Here is a 20,774-nt window from a genome sequence, read left to right on the forward strand (position 1 = left end):
GACCGCGCGGATCATGTGAGTGGCGTCGGACTGCAATCCCGCTATCTTGGGATGCTCGGGAAGACCTTGGGTTCATTGGACAGCTGGCCCACGGTCACGCTCAATGAGTTCACTTGTCCTTGTCTAAGCCTAGCAATCTGAATCCGAGAGCCCGGCGCCGTCGCATGGACCTTCTTGGTCAATTCACTCGCGTTCTTGATTTGCTCACCATTTACCGACGTAATCACGTCCCCGGTCCTTAATCCTGCCTTCGCCGCGGGACCATTCTCTTGAACGCCTGCCACGATCGCGCCGTGGAGATCGCTTCCGCCCAGGCTGTCGGCAAGCTCCGCAGTGACCGATTGAACCTCAACGCCCATCCACCCGCGCGTTACCGTGCCCTTGTCTTTCAGTTGCGGTATCACCGTCTTAACGGCCTCGGCGGGAATCGCGAACGCAACGCCTACTGAGCCGCCGGAAGGCGAAATGATCATGCTGTTGACGCCGATGACTTTGCCGCTTGTGTCAAAGGTCGGACCGCCAGAATCGCCCTGGTTGATCGGCGCATCGATCTGGATGAATTCCTGCGCAGAACCAGTCTCGATATTGCGCTCGCGCGCCGAAACAATGCCGGCCGTGACCGAGCCTCCGAGCCCGAACGTATTGCCGGCGGTCAGCACCCAGTCGCCGGCGCGCGGCGGTTGATCGGCGAGTTGCACGTAGCTGAAGTCGTTGCGACCGTCGACCTTGATCAAAGCGATGTCGCTCAAAGAATCCTTTCCCACCACTTTCGCGGAATAGGTCTTCTTGTCATTGGTACGGATCTCCGCCGTATCACTGGCTTCCACGAGGTGACTGTTGGTTACGGCATAACCGTCAGGAGAGATGAAAAAGCCAGATCCAATCGAGACCGTGCGTCTCGCTTTTGGAGCGGTACCACGGGCATCCGGCGGCGACTCCTCGTCGGGCCGACCGAATTCGAACGATTGATCGGGCAAGAAACTGGACGTCGGAGCTTTGGAGCTGACCGCTACCACGGCCGGTACAACTTTTTCGGCGAGATCTGCGAAGTTACCCGGTCCAACATTGCTCCCACGATCCGCAATCTGGCGTATGAAGTTCACGGGCACGCCCAGGGATAGGGCCTGTTGTGCGGGATTGATGGCCAGTGCCGCCTCGCTAGTCGCAACCGACAAGATCGTGGACGCGATCGCGCCGCCAATCATGGACGCCCGACGGCAGCTGAAAGGTCGTTTCGTATGAGTCATTTCCGCTTCCCTTCCACTGCTTGCCGGCTTTGATTGCGGCTTCTGCTCGAACCGCAGTTTTGTTGCGTACAAGCTTACGCGTTTGTGGATATCGATCGTTTATGGGCGTCGGCGCTTTTATGGAGCGTCCGGCGCTCCCTGCAGTCATCCCTCGGCAATCGTGAACGCAACGATCTGTCTGAAGGCTAGTTCCACTCCATTCTCGGGCTGCTTTTCGGGTTCGGGCTCGACGATTGCAACTGGAAAGATAATTGGCGGGTCGTCGATCCGGATCGGCTGCATGGCGGCCTCCCATTCGCAATTTCATCGATCGATTTCACCAAACACGATGTCCAGCGAACCGATGATTGCCGAGACGTCCGCCAACAAATGGCCGCGGCTGAGCAAATCCATCGCCTGCAGGTGCGCGAACGAGGGGGCGCGGATCTTGCACTTATAGGGTTGGTTCGTGCCATCGGAGACCAGGTAGACGCCGAACTCGCCCTTGGGGGCTTCCACTGCCGCATAGATCTCGCCGGCCGGCACGCGAAACCCCTCTGTATAAAGCTTGAAGTGATGGATCAGGGCCTCCATCGAGCGCTTCATCTCGCCGCGCCGCGGGGGAAAGACCTTATTGTCCTGCACCGCAACCGGACCCTGTCCGTCGGAAGCGCGCAGCTTTGTGATGCACTGTCGCATGATGCGCACCGACTGGCGCATTTCTTCCATGCGGATCAGATAACGGTCGTAGCAGTCACCATTTTTGCCGATCGGAATGTCGAATTCCATTTCCGGGTAGCACTCATAGGGCTGCGCCTTGCGCAGGTCCCAAGCGGCGCCGGAACCACGCACCATGACGCCGGAAAAGCCCCACTCCCAAGCTTCCTTCAGCGTCACTTTCCCGACGTCCACATTGCGCTGCTTGAAGATGCGGTTTGGCGTCAACAGCCGATCCAGGTCGTCCACTACGCGAAGGAACGGATCACAAAAGGCTTCAATGTCGTCAATCAGCTTCGGGGGAAGATCCTGATGCACGCCGCCGATCCGGAAGTAATTTGCGTGCATGCGCGCGCCAGACGCTCGTTCGTAAAACACCATGAGTTTCTCACGCTCTTCAAATCCCCACAGCGGCGGCGTGAGGGCGCCGACATCCATAGCTTGGGTCGTGATGTTGAGAAGATGCGAAAGCAGGCGTCCGATTTCGCAGAACAGCACGCGGATCAGTTGGCCGCGACGCGGCACTTCGAGGCCAAGCAATCTCTCCGCGGCGAGGCAGAACGCATGCTCCTGGTTCATCGGTGCGACATAGTCGAGGCGATCGAAATACCCGATCGCCTGCAGATAGGTCTTGTTTTCGATCAACTTTTCGGTTCCGCGGTGAAGCAGCCCTATATGAGGATCGACCCGCCGGACAACCTCACCGTCAAGTTCCAATACCAGCCGAAGAACACCATGGGCCGCCGGATGCTGCGGTCCGAAATTAATGGTGAAATTGCGAAGGCCGTCTTGTTCCATGGGCAAACTTAGGGTTTATGCGCCGGCAGCTCAGCCGATCGCCGAACTCATGCGGCTGTCCGGACCCTTGGCAGGCGCAAAGGCTGTCGGCGCAACAGCCCCGGGCCGGCGGGCCCGCACTCTTCGACCCGCGAAGCGCCAAACATCCCCAGGCATTGGTTGTTCCTAACGCCCCCGGCGACCGCCAGGCGAGACGTGATATGCCGCGCGCTTTCTGGAAATCAGTGACGGGATGGCGGTTTGATAGAGCCTGAACTTTGCATCCTCAGGCTAAACCAGACGCAGGAACCGATGGCTAAGAACCGATGGCTAAGGAAAGCGTCGCCAGGACCCGATCATCGTCGCGTCGCACCTGAGGGCCCGTTCCGACGACCGCGGCTATACGTGGTTGGCGAAGCACCTGGCGCCGAGGAAGTCGCGCAGGCTAGGCCCTTTGTCGGGCCGGCCGGCAGGGCATTGCGCGAGATGCTAAATGAGGCCGGGATCGCCCCCCGACAGGTGCGTTTGGCAAACGCCATCCCTTTCCGACCGATCGCGTATTCCAAAGACCGCAGACCACGTAATCGCAGCCCAACAATTGAGGAAGTGAATCATTATGGAGCAGCAGTGCTGAGTGACATCCGGCGTTCTAGGCCGGGTGTGATCGTTGCTCTTGGCAGCACGGCGTCTCGCCTGTTTGGCGAATCGCAATCGATCCGCCTAACGCGCAAGGCAAAGCTCGAATTTGAAGGCTACCCGCTCCGCATCATCCTCCACCCGGCCTACGTCCGCCGCTTCGGTGGACGCAACGGCGACGTTTGGCGCCAGGCGGTCGCCGATCTACGCAAAGCCGCGCGCAGGCGCCGGTCTTGATCGAATCCGGAGTGACAACGTTGAAGGATCGCGAAGTCTTCTTTCGCGTCAACGACCTATACGATTGGTGCGCTCGGAGGGACTCGAACCCCCACGATTTTACTCACTGCCACCTCAAGGCAGCGCGTCTACCAATTCCGCCACGAGCGCTTTTGGGGATGCCGGCCTGAGGCTTGAAGGCCGACCGGATCAACGGCGCCGATCTAACAAATCCATCAGAGGGGTACAAGCCTGGAAAGGCCCCGAATTCCACAAGCTTGGGAAGAAAGTTCCGCTCCTCGTGGCCGAGCTCCCGGAGCCCGGGCCGCTACCGCGTGCTCCGGCCGCTACCGCGTGCCCCGGCCCCTACCGCGTGCCCGGCGTGCGCGGCAGCATCTGCTTGACCTCGACGGCGATCCGATTGCGGTCGACCAGCACGACGCCAGAGGCCACCGGGAGATTGTTCGCCAAAACCTTGACCTCGTCGGCCTCGGTTGCGTCAAGCTCGATGATGGCGCCGCGGGAAAGACGTAATACCTGATGGATCGGCATGGTGGTCGTCCCGAGGACGACCATGAGATCCACGGTGACTTTATCGAGAGTAGGCACTTCAGCACCACCGCAACTGGGACTATGCATTTGCACCTGCGATCATCACCACGTTATGGTTAGCCAATGGTTAATTCGCCTCAAGATCCCCGGCAACACCTCGATTTGACGTCGTTTTCCGCCTCCACTGGTGCGCCTGTGGAGTGGTGGATTTCCGACGCTCCGGTGCCCTACCCGGACGCCGTGGCCGCGATGGAGGCGCGCGTCGCGGCGATTGCGGCGGGCGAGGCCCCGGAGCTGGTCTGGCTGCTGGAGCACCCTGCGCTCTATACCTCCGGCACCTCCGGCAAAGCCTCGGACCTGCTCGATTCCCGCTTTCCGGTCTTTACCACCGGTCGCGGCGGACAGCTCACCTATCACGGCCCGGGCCAGCGGGTGGCCTATGTCATGCTCGACCTGAAGCGCCGCCGGCCGGATGTGCGGGCCTATGTCGCGAGCCTGGAGGAATTGATCCTGCGCACGCTCGCTGCCTTCAACGTGAGCGGCGAGCGGCGCGAGGACCGGGTCGGCGTCTGGGTGAAACGGCCCGACAAGGGACCAGAGCACGAGGACAAGATCGCAGCCATCGGCGTGCGGCTGAAGCGCTGGGTCTCGTTCCACGGCATCGCCATCAACGTCGAGCCAGAGCTTTCCCATTTCGCCGGCATCGTGCCCTGCGGCGTCACTGACGCCCGCTACGGCGTCACCTCGCTGGTCGATCTCGGCCAGCTCGTCACGATGGCCGATGTCGACGTCGCGCTCCGGCAGGCCTTTGAAGGGCTGTTCGGGCCGACCCGCGCGCTGGTGCCGGAGCGCGCGCTTTAGGCGGCACGGTCCGGCGCGACCTCGAGCTTGCCAGCGATGTAACGGCGCTCCTGGGTCAGCCCGCCAAAACCGTAGGCGTCGCCCTTGACCTCGTCGACATGCAGATAGGTCTCGGGGTGGAGCGGGCCCAAAATCTCGGCCATGCGCTTGAACATGGCGGCGAGATAGGCCGCCTTCTCGTCCTTGGTGTTGGTGCCTTCGCTGACGTGGATGTCGATCCAGTAGCTCGCGAGCTTCTGCTCGGCGAGGGACGTACCGCCTGCGAACCAGTCGCCGGCGTCGACCGGCTTGACGATGATGGCGGTGACCTTCGGATCCTTGTGCAGGATTTTTGCGGTGAGCTCGGACACGGCGCTGGCAATCTCGGCCTTCAGCACGGGGGATTGGCGGGAGGTGGTGTAGGACACGGTGATCAGGGGCATGGTCGTTCTCCTCGGAACGTCGCGGGCTTATTTGCGCGGCGTCTTCAGGAAAGCTAGACCTCCACCTTTCATTTTGGTACCTTATCTATATTGGTACCAGTGATAACCAATTATAATGACTGCCACGCTCGACATCGCCACCGTCCAGGCCTTCCTGCTGGTTGCCGACCTCCGGAGTTTTACGCGCGCCGCCGAGGCGCTTGGCACGACGCAGGCGGCCGTCAGCCTGAAGCTGCAACGGCTGGAGGCGCTGTTGAAAAAACGGCTCGTCGAGCGCTCGCCGCGCGCGGTCCGGCTCACCTCCGACGGCGCAAATTTCCTTGATCGCGCCCAGGCCCTGATGGAGGCACACGACCGCGCGCTGTCGGGCGGGGCATCAGCCGCGCAGTCGCTCTCGCTCGGCATTTCCGATCACGCCGCCGGCGCCGAACTCGTGCCGCTGCTCGAGCGCCTGCATGCAATGTCCTCGCAGCTCACACTCGCCGTCACCATCGGCTTTTCGCGCGAGATGCAGGACGCCTACGACGCCGGCCGCCTCGATGCGGTGATCGTCCGCCAGGAAGGCAGCCGCCGCGGCGGCGAGAAGCTTGCCGAAGATGAGTTTTGCTGGTTCGCCGCAAGACGCTTCGCCCTGCCGAAGGGCGAGGCGCTGCCGCTCGCGACCCTCGCCCCGCCCTGCGGCGTTCGTGCGATTGCCGTGCGCGCGCTCGACAAGGCCGGCGTCGCCTGGCGCGAACGCTTTGTCGGCGGCGGCGTCACCGCGGTGGTTGCGGCTGCACTTGCCGGACTCGCGGTTGCGCCCCTGGCGCGGCGGATCGCACCCGCGGGACTGATCGACATCGGACCGGCGCAGAAGCTGCCAAAACTCGGGAGCTCGAAGGTGATGCTGCATTCGAAAGTCAGCGATCCCGCCAAGCTGGCGGCACTGCGTACCGTGGCGGCGACATTTCGGAGCATGGCTTAGCGCTCACAGCGAGCTCGAGCCGTCTCGCGACCTTCTTGCGGCTGCATACCGTCCGTGAGATTTGCCTAAAAATGCCCCAGAACGCGGGAACAATCTCTATTTTGCCGCGTTTGCACGGGTCGAGGCGGGGCCCGGGAATGGTGAGAAAGTCCAATCAGCAGCGAGACTTGTTCGAGAGCGAACGCAGTTTCCGCCTGTTGGTTGAGGGGGTTGCCGACTACGCGCTGTACATGCTCGATCCCTCTGGGATCATCACGAGCTGGAACATCGGCGGAGAGCGCATCAAGGGCTATTTGCCCGAAGAGATCCTCGGCCAGCACTTTTCCCGGTTCTACACCGAAACTGACCGTGCAAACGGCAAGCCCGCGCGCGCGCTCGGCATTGCGCGGGAAAAGGGCCGTTATGAGGAAGAAGGCTGGCGCGTCCGCAAGGACGGTACCTTCTTCTGGGCAAGCGTGGTGATCGATCCGATCTATGAGGACGGCGAACTGGTCGGCTTCGCAAAGATCACACGCGACATCACCGAGCGTCGCAATACGCAGCTCGAGCTCGAGGCGATGCACAAGCAGCTCGCCGAGGCGCTGAAGTTCGATGCGCTCGGCCAGCTTACCGGCGGCGTCGCTCACGATTTCAACAACCTCCTGATGATCATCAGCGGTAGTCTTCACATCCTGAAGAAAGGAACCGAGGACGATGCCAAGCTTCGGCGCGCGATCTCCGCAATCGAGACAGCGACCAAGCGCGGCGCCGCGCTGACCAGCCAGCTTCTCACTTTCGCAAGGCGGCAGAGCGTCAATCCGCAGGCAATCGACTTTGCATCCCGCATCGCGGCGATCCGCGAGGTACTCGACGCCGGCGTCGGCAGCTCGGTGCGTCTTGCTTACGAGATCGACCGCGATGTCTGGTCGATCAAGGCCGACGTCACCGAGCTCGAAACCGCCCTGCTCAACCTCGTCATCAACGCCCGCGATGCCATTCCCGACGGCGGCACGGTGACGATCCGCGCGCGCAACGTCGTGCAGACCGAGCCGCCGCACGCCGGCGAATTCGTCGGGATAGAAGTCGCCGATACCGGGCTCGGCATTCCCACAGACGTGCTCGACAAGATCTTCGAGCCGTTCTTCACGACCAAGCCGATCGGCAAGGGCACTGGCCTCGGCCTGTCCCAGGTGCACGGCTTCGCCCATCAGGCCGGCGGCACCGTGAAGGTCGCAAGCAAGCTCGGCAAGGGCACCACCTTCACCATCCTCCTGCCCCGCGGAGAGACCGCGCCATCGCGCGAAACGGCGGAGGCGCGATCCTTCCAGGGCAGCGGCACGGTGCTGCTGGTGGAGGACAATCCGGACGTCGCCGTCGTCAGCATCGGCCTTTTGGAGCAGCTCGGCTATCAGGTGCGCCGGGTCGCCGATGCCGAGGCGGCATTGCGCGAGATCGAGAAGAACGGCGTCGACTTCGTGTTCACCGACATCGTGATGCCCGGCAAGATGGACGGGCTCAGCCTCGCCCATCGTCTGCGCGAGACCCGGCCCGGCCTGCCGATCCTGCTCGCCACCGGCTACAGCGAGGTCGCCGCACATGTCCGCGGCGATTTCCCGATCCTGCGCAAACCCTACGAGATCCACGAGCTGAGCGAGGCGATCGCAAAGTTGCCGCGGTGAAGCTTGCCTACTTCTGCTCCTCGTAAGAACGGGGCGAGAGAGCGCACCTACACCGTCGGCAGCACCGAAAACACTTCCCCTGCCCGGCGCAAGTTCAATTCATCGGCCCCGGCGATTTCGCTGGTGACGCTGTCGACGCGCGAGGACGGCGGGCCGTGGCGGCACAGCGCGACCATGTCGGCGACATGCTTCGGCGCGCCCGCGAACAGCGCCTCGACGCTGCCGTCACGGCGGTTGCGGACCCAGCCTTCGAGCCCGCACGTGGTGGCCTGGTATTCGACCCAGGCCCGGTAGCCGACGCCCTGCACGCGGCCGCGGATCGTGACCTGGAGGATCACCCGGGTCACTTTTTCAATCCGAGCAAGCCGGCGCTGCGTGCTTTCACGTCGGCCTCACGCATGATACGGCTGGTCAGATCGGGCGATGCGAGGCCCTTGAGCGCCTTCGGCGCCGTACCCTCGCGCAGCGCTTTTAGCGTCTCGTAGACGGCCTGCGTCGCGGCGGCGATGGGTGCATGGCCCTGGAGCGCGATGCGCACGCGCTGGCCGGCGAGATAGTCGAGCGCGTTCAATTCGTCCGGTGCGCCGCCGAGCACGATCGGCAGGCGCGTTGCCGCTGTGATCGCCGCGAGTTCGGCACGCGACGCGATGCCTGTGAGGAACAGCGCGTCGACGCCGCAGGCCTCATAGGCTTGGGCACGGCGGATCGCATCCTCGATCGAGGTGATCGACGCCGCACCGGTGCGGCCCATGATGACGAGCGAGGGATCGCTGCGGCCGTCGAGCGCCGCCTTCATCTTGCCGACGCCTTCCTCGAGCGAGATCAGTTGCGTCTTCGGCTCGCCGAAGCCGGCCGGCAGGAGCGTGTCCTCGATGGTGAGGCCGGCCGCGCCCGCCGTCTCCAACTCCTGCACCGTGCGGCGCACGTTGAGCGCATTGCCATAGCCGTGGTCGGCATCGACCAGCACCGGCAATTTCGCGGCGCGCGACATCCGCCGCATCTGCTCGGCAAGCTCGGTGAGCGTGATCAGGGTGATATCGGGATCGCCGAGCACCGCGAGCGAAGCCACCGAGCCGCCGAACATGCAGAGCGGAAAGCCGAGATCCTCGGCGATGCGGATCGAGATGGCATCGTACGCCGAGCCGGGGCGGATGCAGGCCGAGCCCGACAGGATCGATCGCAGTTTTTCGCGGCGGGAACGGAAGGCCATGGGCTGTTTCTCTCTGGGACTTAAGGCGGCTGCCCCAAACTCCGTCATTGCGAGCGAAGCCAAGCAATCCAGAAATGCAACCGCGGAGACAGACTGGATTGCTTTGCCGCTAAGGGCTCCTCGCAATGACGGTGGCGCTTGCGGACAAACTGCACGCCCGATTCACACCTTACGCAAACTCCAAAATCAACGCATCCACCGCAAGCGTTGCGCCTGCGATGGCGTGGATCTTCTTCACCGTGCCGTCCTGCTCGGCGCGCAGCACGTTCTGCATCTTCATGGCTTCGACCACAGCCAGGGTCTCGCCGGCCTTGACCTCCTGCCCTACGATCACCGCGATCGACACCACGAGGCCCGGCATCGGGCAGAGCAGCTTCTTGCCGGTGTCCGAGGCCGCGGTTACCGGCATCAGCCGGGCCGAGGCCGCTTCCGCTTCGGTCCAGACGTAGACCGGCAGCTCAACGCCCTGGTGCGCGAGACGGATGCCGTTGGCAATCGGGCGCGCCTGCACCGCGACCAACTGGTCATCGATGGTGCCCTGCCAGACCGGATCGCCCGGCTTCCAGGCCGATTGCAACAGATGCGCATTGCCGGGTTTGCCATCGGTATCGATGAAGCGCACCGTGATGGCCTCGCCCTCGCGTGCGACCTCGAGCAGGATCTCCTGGCGATCGAGCCAGACCGCGCGGCGGCGCTCGCGCTGCACGACGCGGCCGCCCATCTGTCCGGAGATCTGCCGCTTGCGCTCCCCGAGCACGTGATCGACGGCGGCGCCGACCGCAGCGATCCGCCGCGCGACCTCGCCTTCCGGCGCGCGCACAGCAAATCCCTTGGGAAATTCCTCGGCGATGAACCCGGTCGAGAGCCGGCCCTCGCGCCAGCGCGGATGATGCATCAAGGCCGAGAGGAACGGGATGTTGTGGCGGATACCGTCGACATAGAACGAATCCAGCGCTGTCGCCTGCGCCTCGATTGCCGCAGCGCGCGACGGCGCATGCGTGACCAGCTTGGCGAGCATCGGATCGTAATGGATCGAGATTTCACCGCCCTCCTGCACGCCGGTATCGTTGCGCACGGTGATACCGTCCTTGCTGGCTTCAGCGGGCGGGCGATACTTCACGAGACGCCCGATCGAAGGCAGGAAATTGCGGAACGGATCTTCGGCGTAGAGCCGCGACTCCACCGCCCAGCCCGTGAGCGTGACGTCCTTTTGCGTGATGCCGAGCTTCTCGCCGGCGGCAACGCGGATCATCTGCTCGACGAGGTCAACGCCGGTGACGAGCTCGGTGACGGGATGCTCGACCTGGAGGCGCGTGTTCATCTCCAGAAAGTAGAAACTCTTGTCCTGGCCGGCGACGAATTCGACGGTGCCGGCGGAGTCGTAGTTCACGGCCTTGGCCAGCGCGACCGCCTGCTCGCCCATCGTGCGGCGCGTGGCCTCATCGAGCAGCGGCGACGGCGCCTCCTCGATGATCTTCTGGTTGCGGCGCTGGATCGAGCATTCGCGCTCGCCGAGATGGATGACGTTGCCGTGCTTGTCGCCCAGCACCTGGATCTCGATATGGCGGGGATCGACGATGAACTTTTCGACGAAGACGCGGTCGTCGCCGAACGAGGCCTTGGCCTCGGCCTTGGCGAGCTTGAACCCCTCGGCGACCTCTGCCCTCGAATGCGCGATGCGCATGCCCTTGCCGCCGCCGCCGGCAGAGGCCTTGATCATCACGGGATAGCCGATCTCGTCGGAGATCCTCACCGCATGCTTGTCGTCCTCGATGACGCCGAGATGGCCGGGCACGGTCGAGACCTTTGCCTTGGCCGCAGCTTTCTTGGATTCGATCTTGTCGCCCATCGCCGCGATCGCACCTGGATTGGGGCCGATAAAGACGATGCCGGCAGCTTCCAACGCGCGCGGAAATGCTTCGCGTTCGGACAGGAAGCCGTAGCCGGGATGGACGGCCTCTGCGCCAGTCTTGCGGCAGGCGTCGACGATCTTCTCCATCGCCAGGTAGCTTTCGGCCGCCGCGGGCGGACCGATCAGGACGGCCTCGTCGGCCATCTCGACATGGAGGGCGTCGCGGTCGGCCTCGGAATAGACCGCAACCGTCTGAACTCCCATGCGGCGAGCGGTCTTGATGACCCGACAGGCGATTTCGCCGCGATTGGCGATCAGAATGCGTTTGAACATGCTTTTCTTGAGTCTCGACCTTGGGCGGGACCCTTCCCTGGCCGTTGGGGCCTACGGGACGGGCCGTGTGGCTCCCGTGGTACATCAAAATAAGCTGGAGGCAACGGTCTAAATCCGCGCCGCTGGCGTACCAGACAGGGCCAAATTCGAGCCTCGCGGCGCCCGCGAGCCTTCTACTGCCCCCTGACCTCGGACTGGCCCTTGGTCTCGGCCTTGGTCTCGGCCTTTGACTCGGCTTGGGCCGCGTCCCGGACCAGGCCGTGAATGAAGCCCAGTTTCGCTACCACCGCGGGCGACAGGATGAAGGGATAGAGGTCGCGCAGCCCCATCGCGCGGTTGACGCTGTTCATGGCGAAGGTGAAGGGCAGCCATGCATTGACCAGCGCCTCGACGTCGCGAGCCTCGTAGGGGTTGAAACGGATGCAGGTCGACAACTCTCCATCGCGGTCAACCTTGGGGCGCACCTCCATGCCGAACTCGGAGGCCATCTCCAGAGTGTCGACGATATGGAGATAGTGCGCCCAGGTCTCGGCAAAGTCCTCCCACGGGTGCGTGGTGGCGTAAGCCGAGACGTAGTTCTGTTGCCAGTCCGGCGGGGCACCTTCTGCGTAATGGAGCTGCAAGGCCTGGCCGTAGTCAGCAGAATCGTCACCGAACACCGCACGGCATTCTTCCAGCCTGCCGCCTTCGCTCACCAGCACGTCCCAGAAGTAGTGCCCGACCTCATGGCGGAAATGCCCGAGCAGCGTGCGGTACGGCTCGCCCATCTCGAGCCTACGCCGCTCGCGCTCGATGTCGTCGGCTTCGGTGAGCGCGATCGTGATCAGGCCGTTGTCATGGCCGGTCATGATCCTCTGCCCGCCGTTCGGATCGTCAGCGAGGAAGTTGAAGATCAGGCCATGCTCGGGATTGTCCTGCCGGGTCTGGAGCGGCAGCTTCCAGTGGATCAGGGAATAGAACAGCCGGTGCTTCGCCACCTCCAGCTCGCGCCAGCCGGCGAGCTGCGCCGGGTCGGACAGATCGGGCACGATGCCGTTGTGGCGGCAGGCGCGACAATAACCGGTGGTGTCGCCTGCCTCCGTCAGCCAATTGCAGGCATCGAACGCGGCATTGCGGCACAGCATCCGGCTTGCGCCCTCGTCGGCCGGCGTCTTCCAGACCTCGCCGTCGGGCTCGATCGCCGACATCATCTCCTTTTCCGGCAGGAAGGCGACCCGATGACCGCAGCGTTCGCAGGCGCGGTTCTCGAAATAGAGGACATTGCCGCAGGCCTGGCAGACAAAGAGCTTCAAGATTTAGCCTCTTCGGAAAGGGAGTCCGGTGATCAGGAGCCGTGGCGCCTCGCAAAGACGCGTCCACAGGCTCATCGTTCCAACGTTCGGAACAAATAGCCGGACCCGGCGTTCGTTCATATCCGCCACCGGCGCCTTTCCCTGCCTATTCCGTTCTAAGCAATGGCCATCACGCTTCGTCTGTGTGAATATCGGTCCGGCACGTGCGCCCCCGCATGACAACGGCCGACGTCTTGAACCCTCCTTTGCCCGAGACCATCGCCGCCGAAAGGCTGCGCCAGCACCTCGAAGAGATCGCGCGCGAGCGCGACAATGCCTATCGTGCGCTCCAGGATCGCGAGGCCGAGCTCGCGCGCATCCAGCGCATTGGCAAGGTCGGCGGGTTCGAGGTCAACTTCCGCGAAGGATTCAAGAACCGCCGTTCGCCCGAATATCTGATGCTCCATGGGCTTCCACCCGAAGCCTCCGACGAGACGCACGAGGACTGGGTCAACCGCATCCATCCCGACGACCGCGACGACACGGTGAAGCACTTCTTCGATGCGCTGTCCGGGACCAGCGAAGACTACACCGCCGAATACCGCATCATCCGCCCCAGTGACGCCGAGACCCGCTGGATCCGCGTCGTGGCCAAGATCGAGCGCGACAAGAACGGCCGCGCCATTCGCTTCGTTGGCGCCCACATCGACATCACGGACCAGATGCTCGTGCGCGAGACGCTGCGCGAGAGCGAGGAGCGCTTCCGTCTGATCGCCGACAGCGCGCCGGTCCCGATCTGGGTGACTAAGCTCGACCGCAAGCGCTCCTTCGCCAACCAGGCCTATGTCGACTTCGTCGGGCTGCCCTACGATCAGGCCATCGATTTCGACTGGCGCAAGGTGCTGCATCCGGACGACCTGCCGCATGTGCTGCAGCAGTCGGTTCAGGGCGAAGCGTCGCTGAAACCCTTCGCGCTGGAAGCCCGCTACAGGAACGCCAGAGGCGAATGGCGCTGGCTGCGCTCGGAGTCGCAGCCGCGCTGGGATCCGATCGGCAAGCATATCGGCTTCATCGGCGTTGCCCACGACATCACGGTCGCCAAGCAGGCCGAGATCGAGCTCAGGCAGCTCAACGAGACGCTGGAAGAGCGCATCGCCGAGCGCACCGCCGAGCTCGAATCCAACGAGACGCGGCTGCGCGCGATCCTGGAGACCAGCAACCAGTATCAGGGGCTGGTCAATCTGAGGGGTGAGCTGCTCTACGCCAACAAGACCGCGCTCGACGGCATCCGCACCGAAGCACGCGACGTCATCGGCAGGCCATTCTGGGACACGCCTTGGTTCAGCACCACCGAAGGCATGAGCGCCGTGGTGCGCGAGGCCTTCGACACCGTGCTGAGGGGCGAAGCGGTACGGATGGAGATGCGCCTGCACCTGCCGATCGGCGAGCGCGACTTCGACTTCGGCATGCGCCCCGTGCTCGACCGGCACGGCAACATCACCGGCGCCGTCCCGGAGGCCGTCGACATCACGGAGCGCCGGCAAGGCGAGGAAGCGCTGCGGCAGTCGCAGAAGATGGAGGCGATCGGCCAGCTCACCGGCGGCGTCGCGCACGACTTCAACAACCTCCTCACCATCATCCGCTCGGCCACCGACTTCCTGCGCCGGCGCGAACTGCCGGAGGAGCGGCGCCGCCGCTACGTCGACGCAATCTCAGAGACCGTCGAGCGCGCTTCCAAGCTGACGGCGCAGCTGCTGGCCTTCGCGCGCCGGCAGCCGCTGAAGCCGCAGATCTTCAACGTCGGCAGCCAGGTCGAGGGCGTCGCCCAACTGGTCCGGCCGCTGGTCGGCGGCCTCATCGAGATCGCGGTGCAGGTGCACGATGCCGACTGCTTCACGGTGGCCGACATCGCCCAGTTCGAGACCGCGCTGATCAACCTCGCCGTCAACGCCCGCGACGCGATGAACGATGAAGGACGACTGACCATCGCCGTACGGAAAGTTCAGGGCATTCCGAGCCGGCGCACGCAATCGGCGCGCGGCGGCGACTATGTCGCGATCTCCGTCGCCGACACCGGCAGCGGCATCGCGCCGGAGAACATCGACGCCATCTTCGAGCCGTTCTTCACCACCAAGGAGGTCGGCAAGGGCACCGGCCTCGGCTTGAGCCAGGCATTTGGCTTCGCCAAACAGTCCGAGGGCGACATCGCGGTGATGAGCGCGCCAGGACAAGGCGCCACCTTCACCATCTATCTGCCGCGGGCGCCGAGCCCTGCCAGCGATAAGGAAGCCGCGGCATTGACCAGCGAGGCGGCAACGACCGGACGCGGCTATCGCATGCTCGTGGTCGAGGACAACGACGACGTCGGTCAGTTCTCGACGGCGTTGCTGGAGGACCTCGGCTACATCGTCCGCCGCGTCGCCAACGCCGATGCCGCGTTGGCGATCCTCGGCGAGAACGAGTTCGCCGTCGATCTCGTCTTCTCCGACGTCATCATGCCCGGCATGAACGGCGTCGAGCTCGCCGGCATCATCCGCGAGCGCTATCCGGGCCTCCCGGTCGTGCTCACCAGCGGCTACAGCGACGTGCTCGCCGAGAACGCGCATCGCGGCTTCGAGCTGATCCAGAAGCCCTATTCGGTCGAGTCGCTCTCGCGCATCCTGCGCAAGGCGATCGGCCAGAAGCTGTCAGGGGGGCGGTGAAGGCAACGCCAGTGTCGTCTCGGCGAAGGTGGAATGCTCGGCCGCTGCCAGCCCTCGCGATGCGCTGACGGCAAGTCCGGTGACGTCGCGGGGGAAGACAGCGGCTCCTGGTTCGGCTATCGCTGCCGAATGAACCACTCCCGTATCAAGGACTGAACGTGCCGACTGCGCCGCATGACGCCTTCTGGGCCTGGAGCATCATCTTCGCCGCCACCGCAGGCGTCATCATCCGGCCCTTTCGCCTGCCCGAGGCGATCTGGGCCGTCATCGGCGCCGGCACCCTTGTGCTGCTCGGCTTGCTGTCCTGGCAGGATGCGCTTCTCGGCATCGAGAAAGGCATCGACGTCTATCTCTTCCTGATCGGCATGATGCTGATCGCCGAGCTCTCGCGACTCGAAGGACTGTTCGACTATCTGGCGGCGTTTGCGGTTGAACATGCGCGTGGCTCGCCGCAGCGATTGTTTCTCCTGATCTATATGGTCGGCACGCTGGTCACGGTACTCTTGTCCAACGACGCCACCGCAATCGTGCTGACACCCGCCGTCTACGCCGCCACGCGCGCCGCCGGCGCCAAGCCGCTACCCTATCTGTTCGTCTGCGCGTTCATTGCCAACGCCGCGAGCTTCGTGCTGCCGATCTCCAATCCAGCCAATCTCGTGGTCTTCGGCAAGCACATGCCGCATCTTGGTGCATGGCTGCGCCAGTTTACACTGCCATCGATCGCCTCGATCATCCTCACCTACCTTGCACTGCGCCTTGCGCTGTACCGCGAGTTGAAGGAAGAAACGATAGCAGCGCGCGTCCCTCACCCGAAACTCGGGCGTGGTGGCAAGTTGACCGCTTACGGCATCGGCGCCGTCGGGATCACGCTGATCTGGGCCTCTGCGCTCGACTTGCAACTTGGCCTGCCGACCTTCATCTGCGGCACTGCGACCGCCGCCGCAGTGTTGCTGCTCAACCGCCAATCGCCTCTTCCCGTGCTGAAAGGGGTATCTTGGAGCGTGCTGCCGCTGGTCGGCGGGCTCTTCGTGATGGTGGAGACGCTGGTGAAGACCGGCGTGATCGGCCAGCTCAGCGCATTGCTGCACCAAGCGGTGGGACAATCCGTTGCAAAAGCCGCCTGGAGCGTCGGCGTCGCCACCGCGATCGCCGACAATATCGCCAACAACCTTCCCGTCGGCCTCGTCGCCGGCTCGGTCGCCGCCAACGATCATTTGCCCGCACCTGTCGTCAGCGCCATCCTGATCGGCGTTGATCTCGGGCCTAATCTATCGGTGACCGGCTCGCTCGCCACCCTCCTGTGGCTGGTCGCGCTCCGCCGCGAAAAGATCGAGGTCGGCGCCTGGCGGTTTCTCAAGCTCGGCATGCTGGTGACGCCGCCCGCCCTGATCGCGGCATTGGCTGCCGCGATCAGGTAACGGCGAGCCCGAATTGAGAGAAGTATTTGCGGTGCATCAATGCCGGCGGCGATGCCGCAGCTAGAGTTCGCCTGTCGCGCGGTCCGAAACATGACGCGACAAGGAAGGTCACCATGCAGATCCAATCCAAGGCACTTCCGCAGAGCTTTTCCCTGCGTCGTTCAATTCAGAGCTTCGCTGCACCGGTCGAAGGCCGGGCCGAGACGTCCCACCCCCTGCCGGTCTTGACCGTAGTGGTGCTGCTGGCTCTGTTCGCCATCGTAGAGATCGACCTCCACGCGGCTCAGCTTCAGGCGATCGGCCTGCTCGGCCATGGGACCGGGATCGATCCGATCTTCTTGAGCCCATAACTGCTCGCGGCTCATCCAGTAGAAGGTCCCCGACCGCGGCCATGACGGCCGGGACCGGGTCGTGCATCGTCAGTCGTTCTCGTAGCCGTAGACTTCCGGCAGGATGAAGACCGCAGCGAGCAGCCCGATCACCGGGAAAATCGCGACGAACAGTGTGGCATTGGCCTGGCCGATCGCCGCGAACAGCGATGGGAACAGGAAGATCGCTAGGAACGACGGCAGTTTCACGAACATGTAAGCGAAGCCGCTCGCGGTGCCGCGGTATTTCGGCTTGGCGACCATGGTCGGGATCGTCATGCAGTTCGACGCGTCCCAATAATGGCCCCACAGCATGGCCGCCGCCGCGAATGGCAGCAGGATCTTGTTGTCGGTGTAGAGCGCGAAGGCGGCAACCAGCAGCGACACCAGCACGATGGAGAAGCCAGCGATCGCGATGCCGCGATGGCCGATCTTCGGCGTCAAGAGCGGGCCGACCCACCCGGATACGGCGGCGAGGCAGAACAGCCCCATCGTCACCAAATTGTTGCCGAGGATGCTCGACACGCCGACCATCGCGAACAGCACCGGCAGGTAAAACGCGAAGGTCGAGAACTCGCTCGCCTGGGCAAAGCAGGCGATCCAGCCATAGATCGTGGCGCGCCAGCGGATCGGGTCCTTCTTGAGATCGGCGAGGAATGCGCTGGTGCGGACCTTCGGCATCACCACGTCCTGGTCCGGCAGCATGGCAAGATCGTCGTTGAACATCTCGCGCGCGACCTTCTTGGCCTCGCGGAAGCGCCCCTTCTGCACCAGCCACACCGCCGTCTCCGGAACATCATGCCGCATAATCAGGATGATCAGCGCCGGCAAAGCGCCGAGGCCGAGAGTCACGCGCCACAGCGTCTCGTGATGAATGTCGAGCAACAGGAAGATCACGATGACGCCGATGGTGAGGACCTCGCCGACTGCGAACATGAACTGCCAGCGGTTGCCCATGACTTCGCGCTCACCCTTGGCCATGGATTCCATAATGTAGGTGTAGCCGGTCGAGATGTCGGAGCCGAGCGGGATGCCGAGCAGGAAGCGGATCACCACGAGCCAGCCGACGCTCGGCACGAAAGCCTGCGCCAATGCGAGCACGATGAACATCACCATGGTGATCAGGAACATGACGCGGCGGCCGATTTTGTCGGACAGCCAGCCCCCGAGCAGCGCGCCGATCAGGGCGCCGCCCTGCGTGCCGGCCGCCGCAAGACCGAGCATCAAGGGATCGGGATTGTACTGCTCCTTGATGAAGATCAGCACGAAGGCGATCGAATAGAGATCCCATGCCTCGACCAGGATCGAGGCCATCATCAGCCAGCCGACCTTGTTACCTTTTGGACTGTAATTCGTGATGAGGTAGCGCACCGCAGCTTCGCTCGCGGCCGGTTGTGGCATGGCCATCGTTGACATCTTTGGTCCTCTTTTCGAATCTCTTTACGCGCCGAGCAGCGGTTCGATGCTGCAATCGAGCAGGCGCGGGTCGATCCCGGTCTCCATGCCCGTGAACATCTCGCCCATGTAGTCGATCAGTGCATCGCTCGCCTTGACCGCATCCTCGACGCGGCGATTGGCGACCGCATTGAGAATGGCCAGATGACGATCGATGGTGCCTGACAGATCGGCCTGTCCCGGCATGAATCGGTGGTGGATGTAGCCGATGCGGCGATAGAGCGTGTGCAGCGGCCGCAGCGTATGCACCAGAAACGGTTCGCCCACCGCATCCAGCACCAGTGCGTCAATACGGCGGTCGATGCTGTTGAACTCGTCGAGGGTCAGGCTGGCGCGGCGCTCGCGCAGCAGCCGCTCGATATGGAGCGCCTGATTGCGATGCGAGAGGCTGGCGCGATCGGCCGCGAGCCGGACCACGAAACGCTCCATGTCGCGGCGCAGGCCAAGCAGCATGCGCTCGCGCGTCAGATCGATCGGCGCGATGTGCAGGCCATGGCGCGGGCGGATGATGATCAGCGTATCGTTGGAGAGACGATTGACGGCGTGATGCACCGGCGTGCGGCCGAAACCGGTCATGTGCTGCAGCTCCAGCATCGTCATGAACTGGCCGGGCTTGAGCTCGCAGTGGACGAGGAGCTCTTCGATCCTCTGATAGGCAAGCTCGAAGAAATTGAGCCGGTTGCACCGGCTGGGCTTGCCGTCGCCGTCGTCCTCCGCTCTCACCACCTCGAGCGCGCGTTTGCGCCGTGCCATGAAGTCCTCCCGTCGGCCTGCGCTCTCGCGTTGCAGCGGCGGCACCTTGTTGGTGACAGCCTTAAAACATGTTGTGATATATTACAAGCAGGCGTAAGACGTCCGCCTGTTCGCCACACCTAGGCGCGCAATGATAGCAAGACGGGCGCCACGCGCCTGTGACGGGAGGACTATTGCCGTGAAGATCACGTCGATCGAGACCCTGCGCACCGAGGAATTCTCCAACGTCATCTGGGTGCGCGTCCACACTGATGCAGGCGTGGTCGGACTTGGCGAGACCTTCTATGGCGCGGGCGCAGTCGAGGCGCAGATCCATGACACCTTTGCCGGCCGCCTGCTCGGCCGCAATCCCCTGCACATCGAGGCCATCCATCGCGACATGCTGAACCTGCCGATGGCGCAGTCCTCCACCGGCGTCGAATACCGCGCGGCCTCCGCGATCGACATCGCGCTATGGGATCTGTTCGGCAAGGTCTGCAATCAGCCGGTGCATCAGATGCTCGGCGGCCTCTGCCGCGACAAGCAGCGCATCTACAACACCTGCGCCGGCACCAAATATGTTCGCTCCACCAACATCAGCCCGGTCTCGAACTGGAACATCGGCGCCGCCGAAGGCCCCTACGAGGATCTCGATGCCTTCATGACCCGCGCCGATGCGCTCGCCGAGAGCCTGCTGGAAAGCGGCATCTCCGCGATGAAGATCTGGCCGTTCGATCCCGCGGCACAGGAGAACAAGGGCCTGTACATCACCGCCGCGCAGATGAAGCAGGCCATCGAGCCGTTCGAGAAGATCCGCAAAGCCGTCGGCGACAAGATGGAGATCATGGTCGAGCTCCATTCGCTGTGGAATTTGCCGACCGCCAAGCAGATCGCGCGCGCGCTCGAGCCGTACAAGCCGACCTGGTACGAAGACCCGATTCGGATGAATTCGCCGCAGGCGCTCGCCGAATATGCCCGCTCGACCGACGTCTGGGTCTGCGCCAGCGAGACGCTGGGATCGCGCTTCCCCTACAAGGACATGCTCGACCGCGACGCCATGCATGTGGTGATGGCGGATTTGTGCTGGACCGGCGGCCTCACCGAAGGCCGCAAGATCGCGGCGATGGCCGAGACCTATCACCGTCCCTTTGCGCCGCACGATTGCATCGGTCCGATCGGCTTCGTCGCCGCCATCCACATGTCGTTCAGCCAGCCCAACACGCTGATCCAGGAATCGGTGCGCGCCTTCTACAATGGCTGGTACAATGAACTCGTCACCACCATGCCTGTGATCAAGGACGGCTATGTCTTCCCGATGGAAGGCCCTGGCCTCGGCATCGACCTCCTTCCCGCGCTGTTCGACCGCAGCGATCTCACCGTGCGCCGCTCCAACGTCTGAGGATC

At 63.6% G+C, this 20,774-nt stretch carries 19 protein-coding genes and 1 tRNA gene; 8 read left to right on the forward strand and 12 right to left on the reverse strand.

Annotation, left to right across the window (positions count from 1 at the left end):
* Window positions 1-41: 41 nt before the first annotated feature.
* The 3 genes from FXV83_RS03140 to FXV83_RS03145 all read right to left on the reverse strand — a co-directional run bounded on the left by FXV83_RS03140 (window position 42) and on the right by FXV83_RS03145 (window position 2,741).
* The gene (locus FXV83_RS03140; protein WP_148737673.1) at window positions 42-1,247 is read right to left on the reverse strand and encodes a S1C family serine protease; all 1,206 of its coding nucleotides are present in this window, start codon (window positions 1,245-1,247) and stop codon (window positions 42-44) included.
* A gap of 144 nt (window positions 1,248-1,391) precedes the next feature.
* Window positions 1,392-1,529 carry a hypothetical protein gene (locus FXV83_RS42390; RefSeq protein ID WP_187435619.1) on the reverse strand — a complete coding sequence of 46 codons (138 nt, stop codon included), beginning with the start codon at window positions 1,527-1,529 and terminating at the stop codon, window positions 1,392-1,394.
* Window positions 1,530-1,550: 21 nt separating this feature from the next.
* Window positions 1,551-2,741: an NADH-quinone oxidoreductase subunit D gene (locus tag FXV83_RS03145; RefSeq protein ID WP_148737675.1), complete on the reverse strand. Its 1,191-nt coding sequence runs from the start codon at window positions 2,739-2,741 to the stop codon at window positions 1,551-1,553.
* 291 nt (window positions 2,742-3,032) lie between these two features.
* Between FXV83_RS03145 and FXV83_RS03150 the strand changes: the two genes are divergently transcribed.
* Window positions 3,033-3,593: a uracil-DNA glycosylase gene (locus FXV83_RS03150; RefSeq protein WP_148737677.1), complete on the forward strand. Its 561-nt coding sequence runs from the start codon at window positions 3,033-3,035 to the stop codon at window positions 3,591-3,593.
* 65 nt (window positions 3,594-3,658) lie between these two features.
* Here the strand turns inward: FXV83_RS03150 and FXV83_RS03155 are convergent.
* Window positions 3,659-3,743: transfer RNA gene (locus tag FXV83_RS03155), tRNA-Leu, on the reverse strand.
* 195 nt (window positions 3,744-3,938) lie between these two features.
* Window positions 3,939-4,181 (reverse strand): FliM/FliN family flagellar motor switch protein, encoded by a 243-nt coding sequence (locus tag FXV83_RS03160; protein ID WP_011088012.1) that lies wholly within the window; start codon window positions 4,179-4,181, stop codon window positions 3,939-3,941.
* Between the two features lie 66 nt (window positions 4,182-4,247).
* On the opposite strand from FXV83_RS03160, the gene lipB reads away from it, so the two are divergent.
* The gene (gene lipB / locus FXV83_RS03165) at window positions 4,248-4,985 is read left to right on the forward strand and encodes a lipoyl(octanoyl) transferase LipB (RefSeq protein ID WP_148737679.1); all 738 of its coding nucleotides are present in this window, start codon (window positions 4,248-4,250) and stop codon (window positions 4,983-4,985) included.
* On the opposite strand, the gene FXV83_RS03170 is transcribed toward lipB, so the two are convergent.
* The gene (locus tag FXV83_RS03170; protein ID WP_148737681.1) at window positions 4,982-5,407 is read right to left on the reverse strand and encodes a tautomerase family protein; all 426 of its coding nucleotides are present in this window, start codon (window positions 5,405-5,407) and stop codon (window positions 4,982-4,984) included. The genes lipB and FXV83_RS03170 overlap by 4 nt on opposite strands.
* 115 nt (window positions 5,408-5,522) lie before the next feature.
* On the opposite strand from FXV83_RS03170, the gene FXV83_RS03175 reads away from it, so the two are divergent.
* Complete coding sequence (locus FXV83_RS03175; RefSeq protein ID WP_148737683.1) at window positions 5,523-6,371, forward strand: LysR family transcriptional regulator; 849 nt, start codon at window positions 5,523-5,525, stop codon at window positions 6,369-6,371.
* A gap of 137 nt (window positions 6,372-6,508) precedes the next feature.
* Window positions 6,509-8,029 (forward strand): PAS domain-containing sensor histidine kinase, encoded by a 1,521-nt coding sequence (locus FXV83_RS03180; RefSeq protein ID WP_148737685.1) that lies wholly within the window; start codon window positions 6,509-6,511, stop codon window positions 8,027-8,029.
* A 47-nt stretch (window positions 8,030-8,076) separates the two neighbouring features.
* On the opposite strand, the gene FXV83_RS03185 is transcribed toward FXV83_RS03180, so the two are convergent.
* From FXV83_RS03185 to FXV83_RS03200, 4 genes are all read right to left on the reverse strand, one after another.
* A complete protein-coding gene (locus tag FXV83_RS03185) occupies window positions 8,077-8,376 on the reverse strand; it encodes an acylphosphatase (RefSeq protein ID WP_148737687.1) in 300 nt (99 codons plus the stop codon).
* A complete protein-coding gene (locus FXV83_RS03190; protein ID WP_148737689.1) occupies window positions 8,373-9,239 on the reverse strand; it encodes an isocitrate lyase/PEP mutase family protein in 867 nt (288 codons plus the stop codon). Before FXV83_RS03190 ends, FXV83_RS03185 begins: the two co-directional genes overlap by 4 nt.
* Before the next feature lie 169 nt (window positions 9,240-9,408).
* Complete coding sequence (locus tag FXV83_RS03195; protein WP_148737691.1) at window positions 9,409-11,424, reverse strand: acetyl-CoA carboxylase biotin carboxylase subunit; 2,016 nt, start codon at window positions 11,422-11,424, stop codon at window positions 9,409-9,411.
* Between the two features lie 173 nt (window positions 11,425-11,597).
* A complete protein-coding gene (locus tag FXV83_RS03200; protein ID WP_148737693.1) occupies window positions 11,598-12,716 on the reverse strand; it encodes a zinc-binding metallopeptidase family protein in 1,119 nt (372 codons plus the stop codon).
* A gap of 203 nt (window positions 12,717-12,919) precedes the next feature.
* Here FXV83_RS03200 and FXV83_RS03205 point away from each other — a divergent pair, with 203 nt between their 5' ends.
* The 3 genes from FXV83_RS03205 (at window position 12,920) to FXV83_RS03215 (ending at window position 17,165) form a co-directional block, all read left to right on the forward strand.
* Window positions 12,920-15,397, forward strand: coding sequence for a PAS domain-containing hybrid sensor histidine kinase/response regulator (locus FXV83_RS03205; protein ID WP_148737695.1), 2,478 nt, complete (start codon window positions 12,920-12,922; stop codon window positions 15,395-15,397).
* 158 nt (window positions 15,398-15,555) lie between these two features.
* Window positions 15,556-16,815 carry an arsenic transporter gene (locus tag FXV83_RS03210; RefSeq protein WP_187435621.1) on the forward strand — a complete coding sequence of 420 codons (1,260 nt, stop codon included), beginning with the start codon at window positions 15,556-15,558 and terminating at the stop codon, window positions 16,813-16,815.
* Between the two features lie 113 nt (window positions 16,816-16,928).
* Window positions 16,929-17,165 (forward strand): hypothetical protein, encoded by a 237-nt coding sequence (locus FXV83_RS03215; RefSeq protein WP_148737699.1) that lies wholly within the window; start codon window positions 16,929-16,931, stop codon window positions 17,163-17,165.
* Between the two features lie 69 nt (window positions 17,166-17,234).
* Here FXV83_RS03215 and FXV83_RS03220 read toward each other — a convergent pair whose 3' ends face one another.
* Both FXV83_RS03220 and FXV83_RS03225 read right to left on the reverse strand, forming a co-directional pair.
* The gene (locus FXV83_RS03220; protein WP_148737701.1) at window positions 17,235-18,599 is read right to left on the reverse strand and encodes an MFS transporter; all 1,365 of its coding nucleotides are present in this window, start codon (window positions 18,597-18,599) and stop codon (window positions 17,235-17,237) included.
* A 24-nt stretch (window positions 18,600-18,623) separates the two neighbouring features.
* Window positions 18,624-19,391, reverse strand: coding sequence for a GntR family transcriptional regulator (locus tag FXV83_RS03225; protein ID WP_148737703.1), 768 nt, complete (start codon window positions 19,389-19,391; stop codon window positions 18,624-18,626).
* Window positions 19,392-19,569: 178 nt separating this feature from the next.
* Between FXV83_RS03225 and FXV83_RS03230 the strand changes: the two genes are divergently transcribed.
* Window positions 19,570-20,769, forward strand: coding sequence for a mandelate racemase/muconate lactonizing enzyme family protein (locus tag FXV83_RS03230; protein WP_187435622.1), 1,200 nt, complete (start codon window positions 19,570-19,572; stop codon window positions 20,767-20,769).
* Window positions 20,770-20,774 lie beyond the last annotated feature (5 nt).

This window comes from Bradyrhizobium hipponense, from assembly GCF_008123965.1.
GTDB lineage: Bacteria > Pseudomonadota > Alphaproteobacteria > Rhizobiales > Xanthobacteraceae > Bradyrhizobium > Bradyrhizobium hipponense.